The organism is Flavobacterium sp. CG_23.5, assembly GCF_017875765.1.
Taxonomy (GTDB): domain Bacteria; phylum Bacteroidota; class Bacteroidia; order Flavobacteriales; family Flavobacteriaceae; genus Flavobacterium.
In genome coordinates, this window is the sequence record NZ_JAGGNA010000001.1 from 3,082,068 (window position 1) to 3,098,807 (window position 16,740).

The 16,740-nt window shown below is 34.2% G+C and carries 11 protein-coding genes; 4 read left to right on the forward strand and 7 right to left on the reverse strand.

The genetic code is table 11. The features are described 5' to 3' along the window. Positions 1 to 26: 26 nt before the first annotated feature. The 4 genes from H4V97_RS13335 to H4V97_RS13350 all read left to right on the forward strand — a co-directional run bounded on the left by H4V97_RS13335 (position 27) and on the right by H4V97_RS13350 (position 8,751). Positions 27 to 980 carry an AAA family ATPase gene (locus tag H4V97_RS13335; RefSeq protein WP_209549958.1) on the forward strand — a complete coding sequence of 318 codons (954 nt, stop codon included), beginning with the start codon at positions 27 to 29 and terminating at the stop codon, positions 978 to 980. A 336-nt stretch (positions 981 to 1,316) separates the two neighbouring features. Then, positions 1,317 to 4,088: a bifunctional aconitate hydratase 2/2-methylisocitrate dehydratase gene (locus H4V97_RS13340; RefSeq protein ID WP_196850590.1), complete on the forward strand. Its 2,772-nt coding sequence runs from the start codon at positions 1,317 to 1,319 to the stop codon at positions 4,086 to 4,088. Between the two features lie 127 nt (positions 4,089 to 4,215). Next, positions 4,216 to 6,477 carry an aconitate hydratase gene (locus H4V97_RS13345; RefSeq protein WP_196850591.1) on the forward strand — a complete coding sequence of 754 codons (2,262 nt, stop codon included), beginning with the start codon at positions 4,216 to 4,218 and terminating at the stop codon, positions 6,475 to 6,477. Between the two features lie 789 nt (positions 6,478 to 7,266). Continuing rightward, a complete protein-coding gene (locus H4V97_RS13350; protein ID WP_209549959.1) occupies positions 7,267 to 8,751 on the forward strand; it encodes a peptidoglycan endopeptidase in 1,485 nt (494 codons plus the stop codon). Between the two features lie 300 nt (positions 8,752 to 9,051). Here the strand turns inward: H4V97_RS13350 and H4V97_RS13355 are convergent, their stop codons facing one another. The 7 genes from H4V97_RS13355 to H4V97_RS13385 form a co-directional block, all read right to left on the reverse strand. Further along, on the reverse strand, positions 9,052 to 9,504 hold the full coding sequence (locus H4V97_RS13355; protein ID WP_231385464.1) for a ferritin-like domain-containing protein: 453 nt from the start codon (positions 9,502 to 9,504) through the stop codon (positions 9,052 to 9,054). A gap of 431 nt (positions 9,505 to 9,935) precedes the next feature. Next, positions 9,936 to 10,382 carry a hypothetical protein gene (locus H4V97_RS13360; protein WP_196850593.1) on the reverse strand — a complete coding sequence of 149 codons (447 nt, stop codon included), beginning with the start codon at positions 10,380 to 10,382 and terminating at the stop codon, positions 9,936 to 9,938. Positions 10,383 to 11,595: 1,213 nt separating this feature from the next. Continuing rightward, positions 11,596 to 12,492, reverse strand: coding sequence for a 3-hydroxyacyl-CoA dehydrogenase (locus H4V97_RS13365; protein ID WP_196850594.1), 897 nt, complete (start codon positions 12,490 to 12,492; stop codon positions 11,596 to 11,598). A gap of 101 nt (positions 12,493 to 12,593) precedes the next feature. After that, positions 12,594 to 13,454, reverse strand: a complete 861-nt coding sequence (locus tag H4V97_RS13370) for an NAD(P)-dependent oxidoreductase (RefSeq protein WP_196850595.1) — start codon at positions 13,452 to 13,454, stop codon at positions 12,594 to 12,596. 138 nt (positions 13,455 to 13,592) lie between these two features. Next, positions 13,593 to 14,147, reverse strand: a complete 555-nt coding sequence (locus tag H4V97_RS13375; RefSeq protein ID WP_196850596.1) for an REP-associated tyrosine transposase — start codon at positions 14,145 to 14,147, stop codon at positions 13,593 to 13,595. 273 nt (positions 14,148 to 14,420) lie between these two features. Beyond that, complete coding sequence (locus tag H4V97_RS13380; RefSeq protein WP_196850597.1) at positions 14,421 to 15,395, reverse strand: Dam family site-specific DNA-(adenine-N6)-methyltransferase; 975 nt, start codon at positions 15,393 to 15,395, stop codon at positions 14,421 to 14,423. Continuing rightward, positions 15,395 to 16,303, reverse strand: coding sequence for a type II restriction endonuclease (locus tag H4V97_RS13385; protein ID WP_196850598.1), 909 nt, complete (start codon positions 16,301 to 16,303; stop codon positions 15,395 to 15,397). The genes H4V97_RS13380 and H4V97_RS13385 overlap by 1 nt, the downstream gene beginning before the upstream one ends. Positions 16,304 to 16,740 lie beyond the last annotated feature (437 nt).

The following is a 16,740-nucleotide window of genomic DNA, read 5'->3' on the forward strand; positions in this document are numbered from 1 at the left end:
TTTTTTAATTTAATAAACATTCAAAAATGTCTGACGTAGCAGCAATACATAACTTAGTACAAAAACGAAACGAGCTAAAAAACGAAATAGCAAAAATCATTGTGGGTCAGGATGCAGTGGTAGATCAAATTTTACTTTGTATTTTTTCTGGCGGTCATGCTTTGTTAGTTGGAGTTCCCGGATTGGCCAAGACATTGATGGTGAACACGCTTGCGCTTGCATTGGGACTTGATTTTAAAAGAATCCAATTTACACCAGATTTAATGCCTTCGGATATACTTGGTAGTGAAATATTAGATGAAAGTCGTAAATTCAAATTTATAAAAGGACCTGTTTTTTCGAATATTATTCTGGCAGATGAAATAAACAGAACACCGCCAAAAACACAAGCTGCTTTGCTTGAAGCGATGCAGGAGCGTTCCGTTACCATTGCCGGTGAGAATTATAAATTAGACTTGCCATATTTTGTTTTGGCTACCCAAAATCCTATTGAACAAGAGGGAACTTATCCTTTGCCTGAAGCGCAGTTGGACCGATTTATGTTTGCCATAAAACTTGAATATCCTTCTTTTCAAGAAGAAGTTCTAGTGGTAAAGCGAACCACTTCCGATTCAGTTAATACAATAAATCCGCTATTTACATCACAAGATATAATAGATTTCCAACAATTGATACGTCGCATTCCTGTTGCAGATAATGTCATCGAATATGCAGTGACTTTGGTCAGTAAGACAAGACCGGATAATTCACTGTCAAACGAATTTGTCAAGAATTATTTAGACTGGGGAGCGGGTCCTAGAGCTTCTCAAAATTTAATTTTGGCTGCGAAAGCGAACGCCGCTTTTAATGGTAAGTTTTCTCCAGATATTGAAGATGTAAAAGCAGTTGCAGTAGGGATACTTCGTCATAGAATAATTAAAAACTATAAAGCAGATGCTGAAGGTGTAACTGAAGAAATGATAATTGCTAAATTGCTTTAAAATGTATTTTTTGGTCGTTTTAGGGTTGAATTTTATTCTGAACTATAACGTTTTCTTGTTTGTGATGATTTTTGGAATTTAGGAATAATACGATTACAAATGATTAATTATGGATTAATCATTAAAATGTTAAATTTTTTGCATTTCTATAATTATACGTATTAAAAATTAGTATCTGGCAATAATAATTTTTGAAAAGTCCACTTCTATTCAATTTTTTTTAATTCTCATCTTAAATTCGTTAATTTGCATTACGAAAAAAACACCGAGATATTATGGCTTTTGATTTTGAGATAATCAATAAAATCAGCCTTTAACATTGAAAAGAATTCTATTATGAACATTTATAACGATTATCTACAAGAAATCGAAGAACGAAAAGTTCAAGGGCTTAACCCAAAGCCTATTGATGGTGCTGAATTGCTAAGCGCAATCATTACACAAATTAAAGATTCAGATAACGCAGATCGCGAAGAATCTCTTAAATTCTTTATTTATAATACTGTTCCAGGAACGACTCCTGCTGCTGGAGTGAAAGCTATGTTTCTAAAGGAAATTATCCTCGGAGAATCTGTAGTAAAAGAAATTAGTCCTGCTTTTGCATTTGAATTATTATCACATATGAAAGGTGGTCCTTCGATTGAGGTGTTACTTGATTTAGGTTTAGGTAATGAGGTTGCTATTGCAAAAGAAGCATCAATGGTTCTTAAAACTCAATTTTTTCTATACGAGGCTGATACAGCTCGTTTAGAAGTAGCATATAAAAGTGGTAACGAAATTGCTAAAGATATTTTAGAGAGCTATGCAAAGGCTGAGTTCTTTACAAAACTTCCAGAGGTAGTAGAAGAGATTAAGGTAGTTACTTATATTGCTGGTGAAGGAGATATTTCAACTGATTTACTTTCTCCAGGTAACCAAGCGCACTCAAGATCTGATCGTGAACTTCATGGTAAATGTTTGATTTCCCCTGCAGCACAAGATGAAATTAAAGCGCTACAAGCACAACATCCTGATAAAAGTGTGATGCTGATTGCTGAAAAAGGGACTATGGGTGTGGGATCTTCAAGAATGTCAGGTGTGAATAATGTGGCGCTTTGGACTGGTAAAAAAGCAAGTCCTTATGTTCCTTTTATTAATATTGCTCCAATCGTAGCAGGAACAAACGGGATTTCTCCAATTTTCCTTACTACTGTAGATGTTACGGGTGGTATTGGTCTAGACCTTAAAAACTGGGTAAAAGTACTTGATGAAAAAGGGAACCCTGTTCGCAACGAAAGTGGCGATGTTGTTCTCGAAGAAGCCTATTCTGTTGCTACAGGAACTGTTCTTACGATTAATACAAAAACGAAGAAATTGTATAATGGCAATACCGAATTGATTGATATTTCTAAGGCATTTACACCTCAGAAAATGGAATTTATCAAGGCTGGCGGATCTTATGCGATTGTTTTTGGAAAAAAATTACAAACGTTTGCCTCTAAGACATTAGGAATTGCTATTGTTCCTGTTTTTGCTCCATCAAAAGAAGTTTCTATTGAAGGACAAGGGCTTACAGCAGTAGAAAAAATATTTAATAAAAATGCTGTTGGTACAACTCCAGGGAAAGTGTTACACGCTGGTTCTGATGTACGTGTTACAGTAAATATTGTTGGTTCACAAGATACGACTGGTTTGATGACTTCTCAAGAATTGGAGTCTATGGCCGCTACTGTGATTTCGCCAATTGTTGACGGTGCGTACCAATCAGGTTGTCATACAGCCTCAGTTTGGGATAATAAGTCTAAGGCAAATATTCCTAGATTAATGAAGTTCATGAACGACTTCGGTTTGATTACCGCTCGTGACCCAAAAGGGAAGTATCTTGCAATGACTGATGTAATTCATAAGGTACTTAATGATATTACTGTTGATGAGTGGGCAATTATTATTGGAGGTGACTCTCACACAAGAATGTCAAAAGGGGTTGCTTTTGGTGCAGATTCAGGAACAGTTGCTCTTGCACTTGCTACTGGAGAAGCTTCAATGCCAATTCCAGAGTCCGTAAAAGTTACCTTCAAAGGGGATATGAAAACGTACATGGATTTCCGTGATGTGGTTCACGCTACTCAATCTCAAATGTTGAAGCAATTTGGTGGAGAGAATGTGTTCCAAGGTAGAATCATTGAGGTTCACTTAGGAACTCTTACCGCTGATCAAGCATTTACTTTTACAGACTGGACGGCAGAGATGAAAGCGAAAGCTTCTATCTGTATTTCTGAGGATGAAACTTTGATCGAATCATTAATGATCGCTAAGCGAAGAATCCAGATTATGATAGACAAAGGAATGGATAATGCTAAGCAAGTTCTTAAAGGTTTGATTACAATTGCTGATAATAGAATTGCAGCCATTAGATCAGGTGATAAACCAGCTTTAACTCCAGATGCAAATGCAAAGTATTATGCTGAAGTTGTTATTGATCTTGATATGGTTGAAGAGCCAATGATTGCAGATCCGGATGTTAATAATGCAGACGTTTCTAAACGATACACACACGATACTATTAGACCTCTTTCTTTTTATGGAGGAGTTAAAAAGGTAGATCTTGGTTTTGTTGGCTCTTGTATGGTTCACAAAGGAGATTTGAAAATTCTTTCTCAAATGCTTAAGAATATAGATGAGCAATTTGGTAAGGTAGAGTTTAAAGCGCCACTTGTAGTAGCGCCACCAACTTATAACATCGTTGATGAACTGAAAGCGGAAGGGGACTGGGAAGTTTTACAAAAGTATTCAGGTTTCGAATTTGACGATAATGCTCCAAAAGGCGTGGCACGTACTGGATATGAAAATATTCTTTACCTAGAGCGTCCTGGATGCAACTTATGTATGGGTAACCAAGAAAAAGCAGAAAAAGGGGATACAGTAATGGCAACTTCTACTCGTCTTTTCCAAGGAAGAGTTGTAGAAGATTCTGAAGGTAAAAAAGGAGAATCTTTACTTTCCTCAACACCTGTTGTCGTATTGTCGACAATCTTAGGTAGAACACCTACGATGGACGAGTATAAAGCTGCAGTAAAAGGTATTAATCTGACACAATTTGCACCCTCTCATAAATTGTTAGTTATATAACCACTAAGATTAGTTATTTATATCTAAAAGCCTGAGTCTACGATTCAGGCTTTTTTTATTTTTATAGCTCCTGTATTTTTTGTACCTTGTGAAGTCTAAAAAACAATAATAAAAAACAATTATATATATGGCTTTTGATATTGAAATGATTAAAAAAGTGTACGACAACATGACAACTCGTGTTGATAAAGCACGCGAAATAGTTGGCCATCCGCTTACTTTGACAGAGAAAATTTTATACAACCACCTTTGGGATGGAACGCCATCCAAAGCTTTTGGAAGAGGTATTGATTATGTAGATTTTGCTCCAGATAGAGTTGCTTGTCAAGATGCAACTGCACAAATGGCGTTATTGCAATTTATGCATGCTGGAAAAGCTAAGGTTGCCGTTCCTACAACGGTGCATTGTGACCACTTAATCCAAGCTAAAGTGGATGCGGTGACGGATTTGGCCCGAGCCAAAACGCAAAGTAATGAAGTTTTTGATTTTCTTTCGTCGGTGTCAAATAAATACGGGATTGGTTTCTGGAAACCGGGAGCTGGAATTATTCACCAAGTAGTTCTTGAGAACTATGCTTTTCCTGGAGGAATGATGATAGGTACTGATTCGCATACTGTTAATGCAGGTGGATTAGGAATGGTTGCCATTGGTGTTGGTGGTGCAGATGCTGTAGATGTGATGTCGGGAATGGCATGGGAATTAAAATTCCCTAAACTTATCGGTGTTAAATTAACAGGTAAATTGTCAGGATGGACTGCTCCAAAAGATGTTATCCTTAAAGTAGCCGGGATTCTTACTGTAAAAGGTGGAACAGGAGCTATCGTTGAATATTTTGGTGAAGGTGCAACTTCTATGTCTTGTACTGGAAAAGGAACTATCTGTAATATGGGTGCAGAAATTGGCGCAACTACTTCTACTTTTGGTTATGATGCTTCAATGGGACGTTATTTGCGTTCTACTAACAGAGCAGATGTTGCTGATGCAGCTGATAAAATTGCTCCTTACTTAACAGGTGATGCTGAAGTGTATGCAAATCCGGAATTGTATTTTGACCAAGTAATCGAAATCAACTTATCTGAATTAGAGCCACATTTAAACGGTCCTTTCACTCCAGATTTAGCTACACCTATTTCTAAAATGAAAGAGGAAGCCATCAAAAACAACTGGCCTTTAAAAATTGAAGTAGCTTTGATTGGTTCGTGTACCAACTCTTCTTATGAAGATATTGCTCGTGCAGCTTCAATAGCTAAACAAGTTACCGATAAAAAATTAAAAATAAAATCAAAGTTTACTATTACTCCAGGTTCTGAAGTAGTGCGTTATACGATAGAACGTGACGGATTTATTGATATTTTTGATAAAATGGGAGCGACCGTTTTTGCAAATGCTTGCGGACCATGTATCGGAATGTGGGATAGAGAAGGAGCTGAAAAAGAAGAACGCAATACAATCGTTCACTCTTTCAACCGTAATTTCTCCAAACGTGCCGATGGAAACCCGAACACTTTGGCTTTCGTAGGATCTCCGGAATTAGTGACTGCTATGGCTATCGCAGGAGATTTAAGTTTCAATCCAGTGACTGATACGTTAATCAACGAAGATGGTGAAGAGGTGAGACTGGAAGCACCAACAGGTGATGAATTGCCTAAAAACGGATTTGATGCAAAAGACCCAGGTTTTCAAGCACCAGCTGCAGACGGTTCAGGTGTTACTGTTTCTGTAAGTGAAACTTCAGAAAGATTACAATTATTAGCTCCATTTTCAGCTTGGGATGGAAAAAACATTACGGGCGCTAAATTGCTTATTAAAGCATTTGGAAAATGTACCACAGATCACATTTCTATGGCTGGGCCATGGTTGCGTTTCCGTGGACATTTAGATAATATTTCAAATAATATGTTGATTGGTGCTATCAATGCATTCAACCAAAAACCAAATTCAGTAAAAAACCAATTGACTGGTACTTACGATGCAGTTCCTGCTGTGGCGCGTGCTTACAAAGCGGCTGGTGTTCCTTCAATTGTTGTTGGAGACCACAATTACGGAGAAGGTTCTTCACGTGAACACGCTGCTATGGAACCTCGTTTCCTTGGTGTAAAAGCGGTATTGGTGAAATCATTTGCTCGTATCCACGAAACAAACCTTAAAAAACAAGGTATGTTAGGATTGACTTTTGCTAACGAAGCGGATTATGAGAAAATCCAAGAAGATGATACCATCAATTTCTTAGATTTAGTTGATTTCGCACCAGCAAAACCATTAACATTAGAATTCGTTCATGCTGATGGTACTAAGGATATTATCTTGGCAAACCATACGTACAATGAAGGTCAAATTGGCTGGTTTGTTGCAGGTTCAGCATTAAATTTGATTGCTGCCGAAGCATAATTAGAAGTAGTAAATGACCCAATTATAGCGGTCAGTTTAACATAGAAAGTGTTTAGTACTTTAGTTTTCCGTAATTCAATACGGAAACTAATTACTGAACACTTTTTTTTATTCTGAATTTATTTCAGAATCTATTCAGAATCTATTCTAATGAAGATTAGAAGCTTATCCTGCTGTCCATTTCAAGCTTTTTCGTGTCATTTCTTTTTTCCAAGACCAAAAAGGAGCTTCCTGCGGTCGCTCTTTTAGGTCAGGAAAAATATGCAATTCCACTTCAAAAGGCTTTCCATTTCCATCAGGGCTAGGTTAGGGAAATAAATAGAAAATTCGATTTCTCAATTATAATTTTAACAATCTTTAAGAAAAAGTTTAACATTAATTTTTCTTAAAAAAATTGGTAGAACAATCTAAAGGGGTCATTTTTGCAAAAGAAAGATTAAAACGTCAGACTTTAATTTAACAATTTTTTTCTTAGAAGAATGCAATTAAAAAAGAAAAAAGTAGTTATTATATAAGAAATTTGAAAAGTTTTGATACAAAAAGTTAGTTTTTTTGATTATTAAGTTTAAATTAGCTTTTTAGGAAATTCCAACTTTTACTTAACAGAAATAAGAATCAGTTTAAATTCCAAATTTATTAAATTTTCCTTTTTTTATTTTCATTATGAAATATTTAGTCAGAACAGTGTTTTTTATCAGTTAAGAATTTAATAGCAGCGAGATTCAATAATTATATCCCGGAATCGCTGATAGGAATAAAAATGGGATAGTTAATTTGAAGAATGTAATTATGAGGTATCAATTAATTTTAGTTTTAGTTTTTTTAAATAGTGTTCTAGCTTTTTCTCAAGAGAATTTTACAAAGCATACCGTCTCAAAAGGAGAAACAATTTCTGAAATTGCAGAAAAATACGATGTTAAAGTTACTGATATCTACAAATTAAATCACAATGCCAAAAATCTTTTAAAACTTCATTCGGTACTATTAATTCCTGTAGCTCATTCAAAAAACACAAAAATTGTTTCTCGGACAAAAACAAACAAGTCCGAAAGAACCCACGAAGTTCTGGCCAAAGAAACACTATACGGACTTTCTAGACAATACGGAATTACAGTTGACGAATTAAATCAAGCCAATCCCAACTTAGGATCAAATTCATTAACAATAGGTCAAAAAATTAAAATTCCTGCACACGCATTACCCTCAACTGAAATCGCAGTTGTATCCCAATCAAAAAAAGAGAGTGCAGTTGTTCCTCAAGCAACAGAAAATACAAATCAATCAACAGAAGAAAATACCCGCGAAGTTTTACCTCATGAAACTAAATATTCAATCGCAAAACAATACGGAATCACCATTCAGGAATTCAACAAAGCCAATCCAAAAATAGGTGTCAAATCGTTGAAAGTAGGTCAGAAAATTATAATCCCAGCTAATGCAATCCTAACAACAGAAAAAGCAGTCGTTTCTGAAACAATAGTGGAGAAGGCAAAAGAAGAAATAGCTGTGGTACATCAATCCAAAAAAGAGAAATTAAAAGCAGAATTAGTAGAAAAAAATCAATCAACTATTGCTGCAAATGCAATGGCACAAGATATTATTCGCGAAGTTTTACCAAAAGAAACAAAATACGGAATCGCGAAACAATACGGAATTTCAGTTCAGGAATTAGAAAAACAAAATCCTGAAATCACTAAAAAATTACCGGTAGGATTTAAATTAAATATTCATGCTTTTAATGCACCTGAAAAAGAGGTTGCCATTGCGAAAGTTGAAGTGAATAATAATAATAATAATAATAATAATAATAATAATAGTGTTGTTGAGAACAATACGATCGAAACAACAAAAGCTGAAATAAAAACTTTTGTCAATATGGCCTCCAGAAATACCGATTTCTTGGATCAATTGATTAATAAAGCTGCGGAAAACATTGGAACAAGATACCAAACTGGTGGAACTTCTAAATCTGGATTTGATTGCTCGGGTTTAATGTGTAATACGTTTGGCGCTTTTGATATTAAATTGCCAAGGTCTTCCATAGAACAATCTGGTTTTGGGACTAAAGTTGAGGCCGAAGAAGCTAAAAAAGGAGATTTAATTTTCTTTAAAACCAACGGCAGAAATCAAATTAATCATGTAGGAATGGTGGTGGAAGTTTGTGAAGGAGAAATAAAATTCATCCATGCCTCAGTAGGAAATGGTGTTATTATTTCCTCTACCAGAGAAAACTATTATAAAAGGAAAGTGGTTCAGGTAAACAGAGTTTTGTAATAATTAACGAAAAAAAAATATATTGTAAATCAAACTCTCAACAAAAATTGAGAGTTTTTTTATGGAATTTTTTCCCCGTTTTACTCATTTGAAAGGTAGGCTTTTTTTTTAATAACCTAAAAGAGCTCTTAATAAAAGAACTCTTTCAGGTCACAAAAAATAAATAATCATTTTTTAAACAAAACTTTACTGCCAAAATAACTTTATGATAGTACGTGTAGATTTGCTTTTGCAAAATATATACATTTATGGGAATCATTTTATATGCAAATCTATTTTAGTAGAGCATTAAAAGAAGTATTATGCAATTGCTCCACTTAATTGTTTAACGGTATTGTGATCAGCTCTTAATACTTCAAGTTGAGATTTTAACATGTTTTGTTGCTCAAATGATAAATCAGTTGAAGCGTCTTTTAGTGTATCTTCATAGTTGTCTTGCGCAACACCTTCACCATATTCGCAGGAGTTTAAAATCGCTTTTCTGTCTTTTCCGGTAAGTGCAGCTTTTACATCCATCCACACTCTGAAAAATTTCCCGGTGACTCTAGTTCCTTCAACTGGTTCTGCACCCAATCGGTGTACCTCGGAAGTAAGTTCAGATTTACACTTTTCACTCGTTTGTTTAAATTGAGTAAATAATGCTTTTAAATCGCTTTCATCTGTTTCATCGGTAGCTGTTTTATACCCTTCAATACGATCATTATTAATTTCGATCAAGTTGTTTAACAGGCTAATTGTTTTTTCATTTTCCATTTTTATAGTCTTTTAGATTATTTTTTTTATTATATTATAAAGGTATAAAGGTTTTATAATTAGTTTGTTATGATATTTTTTTTAAAATTTATATCATTTACATATTAACATTTTTATAAGGAAAATTTTGTCGTGCAGTATTGTTTAAGATAAAAAAACACTAAAATAAATTTTCACAGGCATAAATCCGTTTCTAAAAAGGAATCTGTTCCAGTAATTGAACTTTACAATCATGAATTGAAATTTAAAACAGTAAATAAATTTTTACAGGAATAGATTTCAGAAATGAATTGCCCCCATAAATTCAGACAGGTATTGGGGGCAGTTTTATCAGTATAAAATAGATTTTAAAAGTTAGACTTGTAATCAGGAAATACGCCCTTCTCAATACCGTATTTTTACATTCATTGTTAGCTGTAGTCTTTGTATGTCTACGGCATAAGTCTTTTTTTAATTTCTTTTTTTATAGCTTGCTCTGTAATTGCGAATGTTTCCTTTTTGTTTTTTCTGAATTTTTTCACGAAATCGGCAATCTCATTCTCCAATTCTTCATGTTCACTTCTAAATTGATGTGAATCATATTTAAAAGGATCATCAATAAGTTCGGACAGATGCATCAAATGTTTGGCTGTTTTCTGGACCAATTTATCATATTCTTTGATTTCGCCCGACAAGCCAGTGGTTAATTCCTTCATTTCAGCTAAGTTGTCCTTTTGGGCTAACCAAAGAAAATATTTGTCGATAAGATGATATAAAAAATCCAAATCATCTTTATAGAATTGTAAGTCAGATAGCCAGTGCTCCGTCACTGTATATAAGTGTTGCCACTCGGCTTCCCACGTAAAATTACCTTTTGGTCGGTATCTTAAATTTTCCATGATAACTATTTATTGGTGAACTATTAATTTTTATACTCGGATTGTAGTGTGCCGGCTCAATACTAAACTGTGCCAATTAGTTTTGAAAGATGCGTAAATATTTCTGCTTGTAGTTATTGTAGGTTAGGAAAATTAATAACTTTTAAGTGCTACGAATTGGGGATTTTAAAGCACTGACTTTCATTTAAATAAGGTACTAAATATACAAAAAAAATATCAAATGGATCATTTTAATAACCCGATTTTGTTGTTGATTTCCTGAACTAAATCATTCTTATCATCTGTTTTATTGGTATAAACAGCTGCTATTTTGAAGATAAAGCCTTCATTCTCTTTTATTGCTGCTATAAATGTTTCTTTTTTATCCCGTAATAATTTACAATTACGTTACCGATATTAGATTAGTGTACAACTTGGTGAAAAGATCACACTTTTGAAGATTTTTTTTTTGACTTTCTATATGTATGGGATAAAAAGTTGGCAGACTTTCTCTTTAATTAGAAATCTATACATGGTTCAACGTTGTCAAAGGATGCTAACGGCAAACTCTGCCCAAATGAGAAGTTGAATTGATAGAATAACCAAGCTAAACGCAATTCGGAGGTTGGTTTTCTTTACCTTGCTCATTACAAGGTCAAGCATCAGACCCGTAATGAGCAATAAGACACCAGCAGCAATAAAATCGAAAAAAGTCCATTGTGAAACCTGAATATAATGTTCGCTTCACATAAATGGGAGTAAGTATGACAATCCATTAATCCGGGTAATACTGTGGCATTACGTAGGTCAGTGATTTCTATATTTTTGAGAATTGTAATATCGCTTCCAATTGTAATAATCCTACTGCTATCAATCAATATTATTTGATTTGTAAGGACTTTTCCGCTTAAAACATCAATCATTTTCCAGCTTTTATTGCTTTGATTTTTGATTGGGCAAAGGATACATTACGCGCTGCAATTAAGATGAACGAAAATGAGAGTAGAATTTTTTACATCGTTTGAACTTTTGAGTTAGGGAAAGTTAAAGTCCTAGCTGGCGAAGTCTCCCGACTTTGTGCAATTCTTAAAGCTTTAGTAATCGCGTCGCAAACGCTGCGATATCAGTTTAAATTAAAATTGGCACTCGTTGCAAACGAGCGCCAATTGGAGAAAGCTAAGTAATGAGAAGAATTGCAATATATTAGTTAAAAAATAAAAAGAAAGATGATTTTTTATTTCAAAAAATCCTCTTTCTTGTATGCTGGATTAGGATATTTATAAAATCCTTCACCTGTGTCGAAGCCTAATTTACCTTTGTCAATAAAATTCTCTTTTAAATATTCTACTGTTTTAATTTTTATTGGATCTTGTGTAGCATCCGCAGCCATTTTGTTGATATTGTAGGCAGTTGTAATACCAACAACATCTAAAATTCCAAAAGGACCAACAGGCGCTCCTGTTGCAACCATCCACGTTTTATCAATTGTTTCTACATCAGAAACTCCTTTTATCAATAAGTTGGTTGCAGCATTTAATAATGGCACTAACAGAGAATTTAGAATGTAACCAGGCTGCTCTTTATATAATGGTAAGGCCACCATTCCTATAGTTTTTGTAAAGGCTACAACAGCATCAAAAACTTCGGTCGCAGTTCCTGGATGTCCCATTATTTCTGCTGTGTTGTGCTTCCATATTTCATTTGCAAAATGCAATGCTAAAAATTTTTCTGGACGTTTGGTAAACTCTGCAAATTGGCTGGGTAACATGGTCGAAGAATTAGTGGCAAATATGGTTTTATCCGGAGAAACTGCGGCTAATTTTTCGTAAAAGGCAATTTTAATATTTGGGTTTTCAGGAACGGCTTCGATCATTAAATCGGCATTTTTTACGGCTTCTGCTAAATCTGATGAATAACCTAAATTAGCATAAGTCGCCTCTAATTGTTCTTTCGTTGCCTGCAAATCGCTTTTATAGGCTTCGCTTAAAACGCTGAATTTTGTTTTGGCTTTGGCCAAAACTTCGTCATTAATATCATATATGGTAACATTATAACCATAAAAAGCACTTTGAAAGGCAATTTGATAACCCAAAACACCGCTACCGGCAACAGTTATATTTTTAAAGCTCATAATTTTTTACTTTTAAAGTTATTTATTCTATTATTATTGTTATTACTCCGGTTTGTGCTAAAGATTGCAGCGGTGTAATGATATCCAGAAAATTCTGGGTATTACTTGTTTTTTAAACTGCTGATTATTGCCATGACATCTTGATCGCCTAGTCCTTCTTTTTCTGCTGCTGCATAGCTGTCATACAGCGGATGAATCAACGGGGAATCGAGTCCGGCTTCTTTGGCCAACCTTAAATCTTTGACCAGATGTTTTAACGCAAAAGCCGCAGGATACGAGTCGTTCAGAATGGAAGGTGTTTTGATATTCGTAATTCCGTTACCGCAGGCGCCTTGATTGATAATGTTGAGCATGTCTTCTTTGCTCACTCCATTTTTCTCGGCAAATAAAACGGTTTCGGCTAATCCTTGAAGATTTAATCCCAATAAGTAATTGATCGCTAATTTAGCTGAACTTGCTACGCCCGGTTCTCCTACGTGAATGGCAATTTTACCCAAAACGTCAAATATTGGTTTGGTCGCTTCGAAGTCTTCTTTTGAAGCTCCTACAAGAATGACCAGCGTTCCGTCTTGTGCCGGTTTTACACTTCCAGAAACGGGAGCATCTATGAAATGCACGTTATGTTGGTTGCAAATAGTGTTTAAATAGCGGGACGTTTCCGGGGAAACCGTGCTCATATTGATGATGGTTTTGCCCGCTGATGTTGCAGACAATAAACCCGTTGGTCCCTCAAAAACTTCTTTGACTGCTGCGTCATTGGATAACATGGTCAAAACTACGTCACAAGTTTCCATAAGATTTTGCAAACTGCTTGCTGCTTTTGCTCCAGCTGTTAGTAATGGCACTTCTTTATCTTTGGTACGATTGAAAACGGAGACTTCAAAACCTGCTTTGAGTAGGTTCATAACCATTGGATTTCCCATGTTTCCAAGACCGATCCATCCTAATTTTAATGTATTCATAGTTTTTGTTTCATTTATATTATTTGCTCTTTGTGGGTATTTAAAATATTGGTTTTATCCATTTCGTTTTTTTTTAATGCTCGATTTATAGACAATCGTTAGCGCAGTTTTTCAAACTGTGCCCATTCCAATTGGGAGCTAATATAATTCTAATAAAATTACCTCTAATTCATTTTCTAATGCAGCATAATTTCTTGCAGAACTGAAATAGTAATCTTCTGGCAGCGTTACAATCTTATCTTTTACAGGATTGTTGTGAATGTAATCCATTTTTTGTTTTATAAATTTATTACTAAATATATGTTCCGCATGATAACCGTTTTGCCAAACTTTATATTGTTGTTCTTGTTTTAAATGGGCACAAGCTTTTTTAAAATAATCCAACATCCATTCTCTTCTGCTTTCCGGCTGTTCAATAATTGTCTGAATAATTTTTTTGGAGGTGAATTTTTTAAAATCACGCATCACATCTGATAAAACAAAACCATTTGTTGCTTTGCAAAGCAAATGAATATGGCTGTGCATAATACAATATCCATAGATTTCTAATCCTTTTTGATTTTGACAATAGTGTAACGCTTGAATAATAATTTGTTTTTGATTTAATCGTGTAAAAACATCTATCCAACCCACTGTAGTAATCGTTATAAAATAAGCGTCTTCTGTTGTTGTGGCTTTATACTTTGTAGACATTTTTTATTTTAAAAATAACAAAAAGCCATGAATAATTCATAGCTTTTTGTTTTTTTTATATTATTTGGTCATTGTGGGCACAGTTTGCAAAACTGCGCGAACGATTGAAGCATATCAGCGCGGTCGGGCTAACGATTGTGGGATATCAGCGAGGTCGATCACTTACTGATGTTTATATTGAACTCAACCCATCTCTTTGCTAACCACCGTATACGAGACCCGTACGTACGGTGGTGTGAGAGGCGCACTCCGTTCCATTAGGGGCGGAGCCGTCTACTCGATTGGCTGTAGTTGTTGTTCTTCAAGTATAAATGTCAATTGTTGTGGTTCATTGTAACTTTTCACGTTACTTGTCAATTGTGATTGATTTAATCTAATTCTTTCGCTCATTTCAGAATTTGATATACTGTCTTTTAGTTTTATGTTTGATAACAGTGCTTCATAAACTGCATTTCTATTTGTTTCCTTCCCACCAACGTGATAAAAATGTTCTTTTGTAGATACGAAACAATTTTTCCAAACAGAAAACACATAATCATTTGTTCTATATTTATTACTCAGCCAAGTTGATAGAATAAATGAAACATTTGATTTATGTAGTCCATTGTTTAAAATTATTTCTTCCTCTTCTGTCCAAGAGTCAAAATAATCTACGTGTCTTCCAATATATGGAGGGTCAGAATAAACAAAATCATTAGGCTTTATTTCATTTAAAGTATCTTTAAAATCTTGATGTTTGAATGTATAATCCCCATTCTCAATAATTTGAGATATGTTTTCTACTTGATTTGTAATTTTTGTGACTAATGCTTGAGCGAAGCGATTTGGCTTTTTACAAAACGGTACATTAAAACCACCTTTTTTATTAAAACGCATCATTCCGTTAAAACAAGAACGGCTTAAAAATAAAAAATCAAGAGGATTTCCTTCAAGATTAAATCTTGTTCTTACGTCATAATAATATTTACCATCACTTTCTAATAATTTTTTTCCTTCTTCTGTAAGATGTCTTTTTACGATACCACTGGTAATTTCTTTGTCTTTAATGGCGTTGTAAAATCTAATTAAATGAGGATTACTATCACATAAAAGTGCTCTTTTGGGTCTAACATTAAATGCAACAACACCAGTTCCCATAAATGGTTCTACCCATCTTTCATAGGAAACGTTTTCAACATTTGTTGAAATCCATTCGGTAAGTTTTGATTTTATACCCTGAGATTTTATAGGAGGAACAAATATTTTCATTACTTTTTTCTTTTTTTAGCTCCGTTTCCAACTTTATCAATTAAGTCAGTTCTACCTTTAAATTCGAGAAAATCCCAAATATTAGTAATTGGTACTGCTTTATCATCCCGCATTATTTTAGCATTACCATAGTTTACCCAATATTCATCGAACCATTCTTCTCCGAGTTTACTAAAAACACCATTTCCAGCTTTCAAATCGTCAATATTATTGACCGAACCAATATTTGCTGTATTTCCTGAACCTTTTCCATCACTTGCTATTTTCCATTTGGCTACGGCGAAGAAATCAAAATCTTTTATTACTGATGTTATAGATTTTAAGTTCTCAACTTTGGTAATTTCTCTTTCTCCTATTGGGTCAATTTGGTTACTATAATTTTCTTCGATTTCATTAACCTGAAAAATTTCTATATCAGATAAATCATCGTCGAAATCTATTCTTGTGTAAATAACACCTAAACAATAATGTCCTGTATATTGATTGTACGGGAATTGAATATTCTTGTCTTTATCTCTTTCTTTGAAATATGCGCCATAACTACCTAATGTAAATTTTGCGGACTTATCATCCCTTCTAAATGTTGTTTTTAAATCAAGCGCAAACTTAATTTGATCATTTTCTTTATTTACAAAGGTTAAGTCAGGATAATAGTTTTGATGAGTTGCCAAAATAATTTTATAGCCTGCATCATTTGCAAATTTTAGAATTACAGGGAAAATGTGGATTTCAAGAATTTTTGAAACAATTTTTGTATCCGAAGAAATTGTGTATATATTTTTGTAGATGTCAATAAATCCTTTTACAGTCCATTCTCCAGTTTCCGTAGAAACGTGTTTTTTTAAATCGTCGACAAATTCATTTAAAGATTTCTCAAATTCAGCAACATATTTTTCTTTAATATTCATATATTTATTTTCTGGGAACAAATATACAAAATGTTAATACCAATGTTTCGTTATATTCTGTTTTTCCAAAATGTCTGCCAACTTTTGCATACTCGCTACAAAATAGCATATATATACCCAAAAATGGTTAGATTATCGCTATTGATTGCGCGTTATGTTTTCAAATATATTAAATTTTTCTTACAAAATTTCTTGAAAGTAATAAATGCTATTGTTATTTCGGTCTCGCGTGAGGGATGGAAGCGGCATCCTTTTTCGTGTTCTCGATACTGCTGTAAAAACAGCAACTCGAACTGACGAAAAAGATACAGCGAACAGCCCGACCTGAAGTTTTTACGGAAGGACACGCCCAAAACAAAAAACGAGTTTGTCATTTTCGGCTCCATTTTATGAAATTTCCAAAAAAAGTATATCTTTAGCCAACTAAAAACCAAAAA

Bases quoted from the DNA above. Each gene is read 5' to 3' on its own strand.
- H4V97_RS13365 (WP_196850594.1), bottom strand. From the start codon at position 12,492: ATGAGCTTTAAAAATATAACTGTTGCCGGTAGCGGTGTTTTGGGTTAT.
- H4V97_RS13355 (WP_231385464.1), bottom strand. From the start codon at position 9,504: ATGGAAAATGAAAAAACAATTAGCCTGTTAAACAACTTGATCGAAATT.
- H4V97_RS13335 (WP_209549958.1), top strand. From the start codon at position 27: ATGTCTGACGTAGCAGCAATACATAACTTAGTACAAAAACGAAACGAG.
- H4V97_RS13385 (WP_196850598.1), bottom strand. From the start codon at position 16,303: ATGAATATTAAAGAAAAATATGTTGCTGAATTTGAGAAATCTTTAAAT.
- H4V97_RS13370 (WP_196850595.1), bottom strand. From the start codon at position 13,454: ATGAATACATTAAAATTAGGATGGATCGGTCTTGGAAACATGGGAAAT.
- H4V97_RS13340 (WP_196850590.1), top strand. From the start codon at position 1,317: ATGAACATTTATAACGATTATCTACAAGAAATCGAAGAACGAAAAGTT.
- H4V97_RS13380 (WP_196850597.1), bottom strand. From the start codon at position 15,395: ATGAAAATATTTGTTCCTCCTATAAAATCTCAGGGTATAAAATCAAAA.
- H4V97_RS13360 (WP_196850593.1), bottom strand. From the start codon at position 10,382: ATGGAAAATTTAAGATACCGACCAAAAGGTAATTTTACGTGGGAAGCC.
- H4V97_RS13350 (WP_209549959.1), top strand. From the start codon at position 7,267: ATGAGGTATCAATTAATTTTAGTTTTAGTTTTTTTAAATAGTGTTCTA.
- H4V97_RS13375 (WP_196850596.1), bottom strand. From the start codon at position 14,147: ATGTCTACAAAGTATAAAGCCACAACAACAGAAGACGCTTATTTTATA.
- H4V97_RS13345 (WP_196850591.1), top strand. From the start codon at position 4,216: ATGGCTTTTGATATTGAAATGATTAAAAAAGTGTACGACAACATGACA.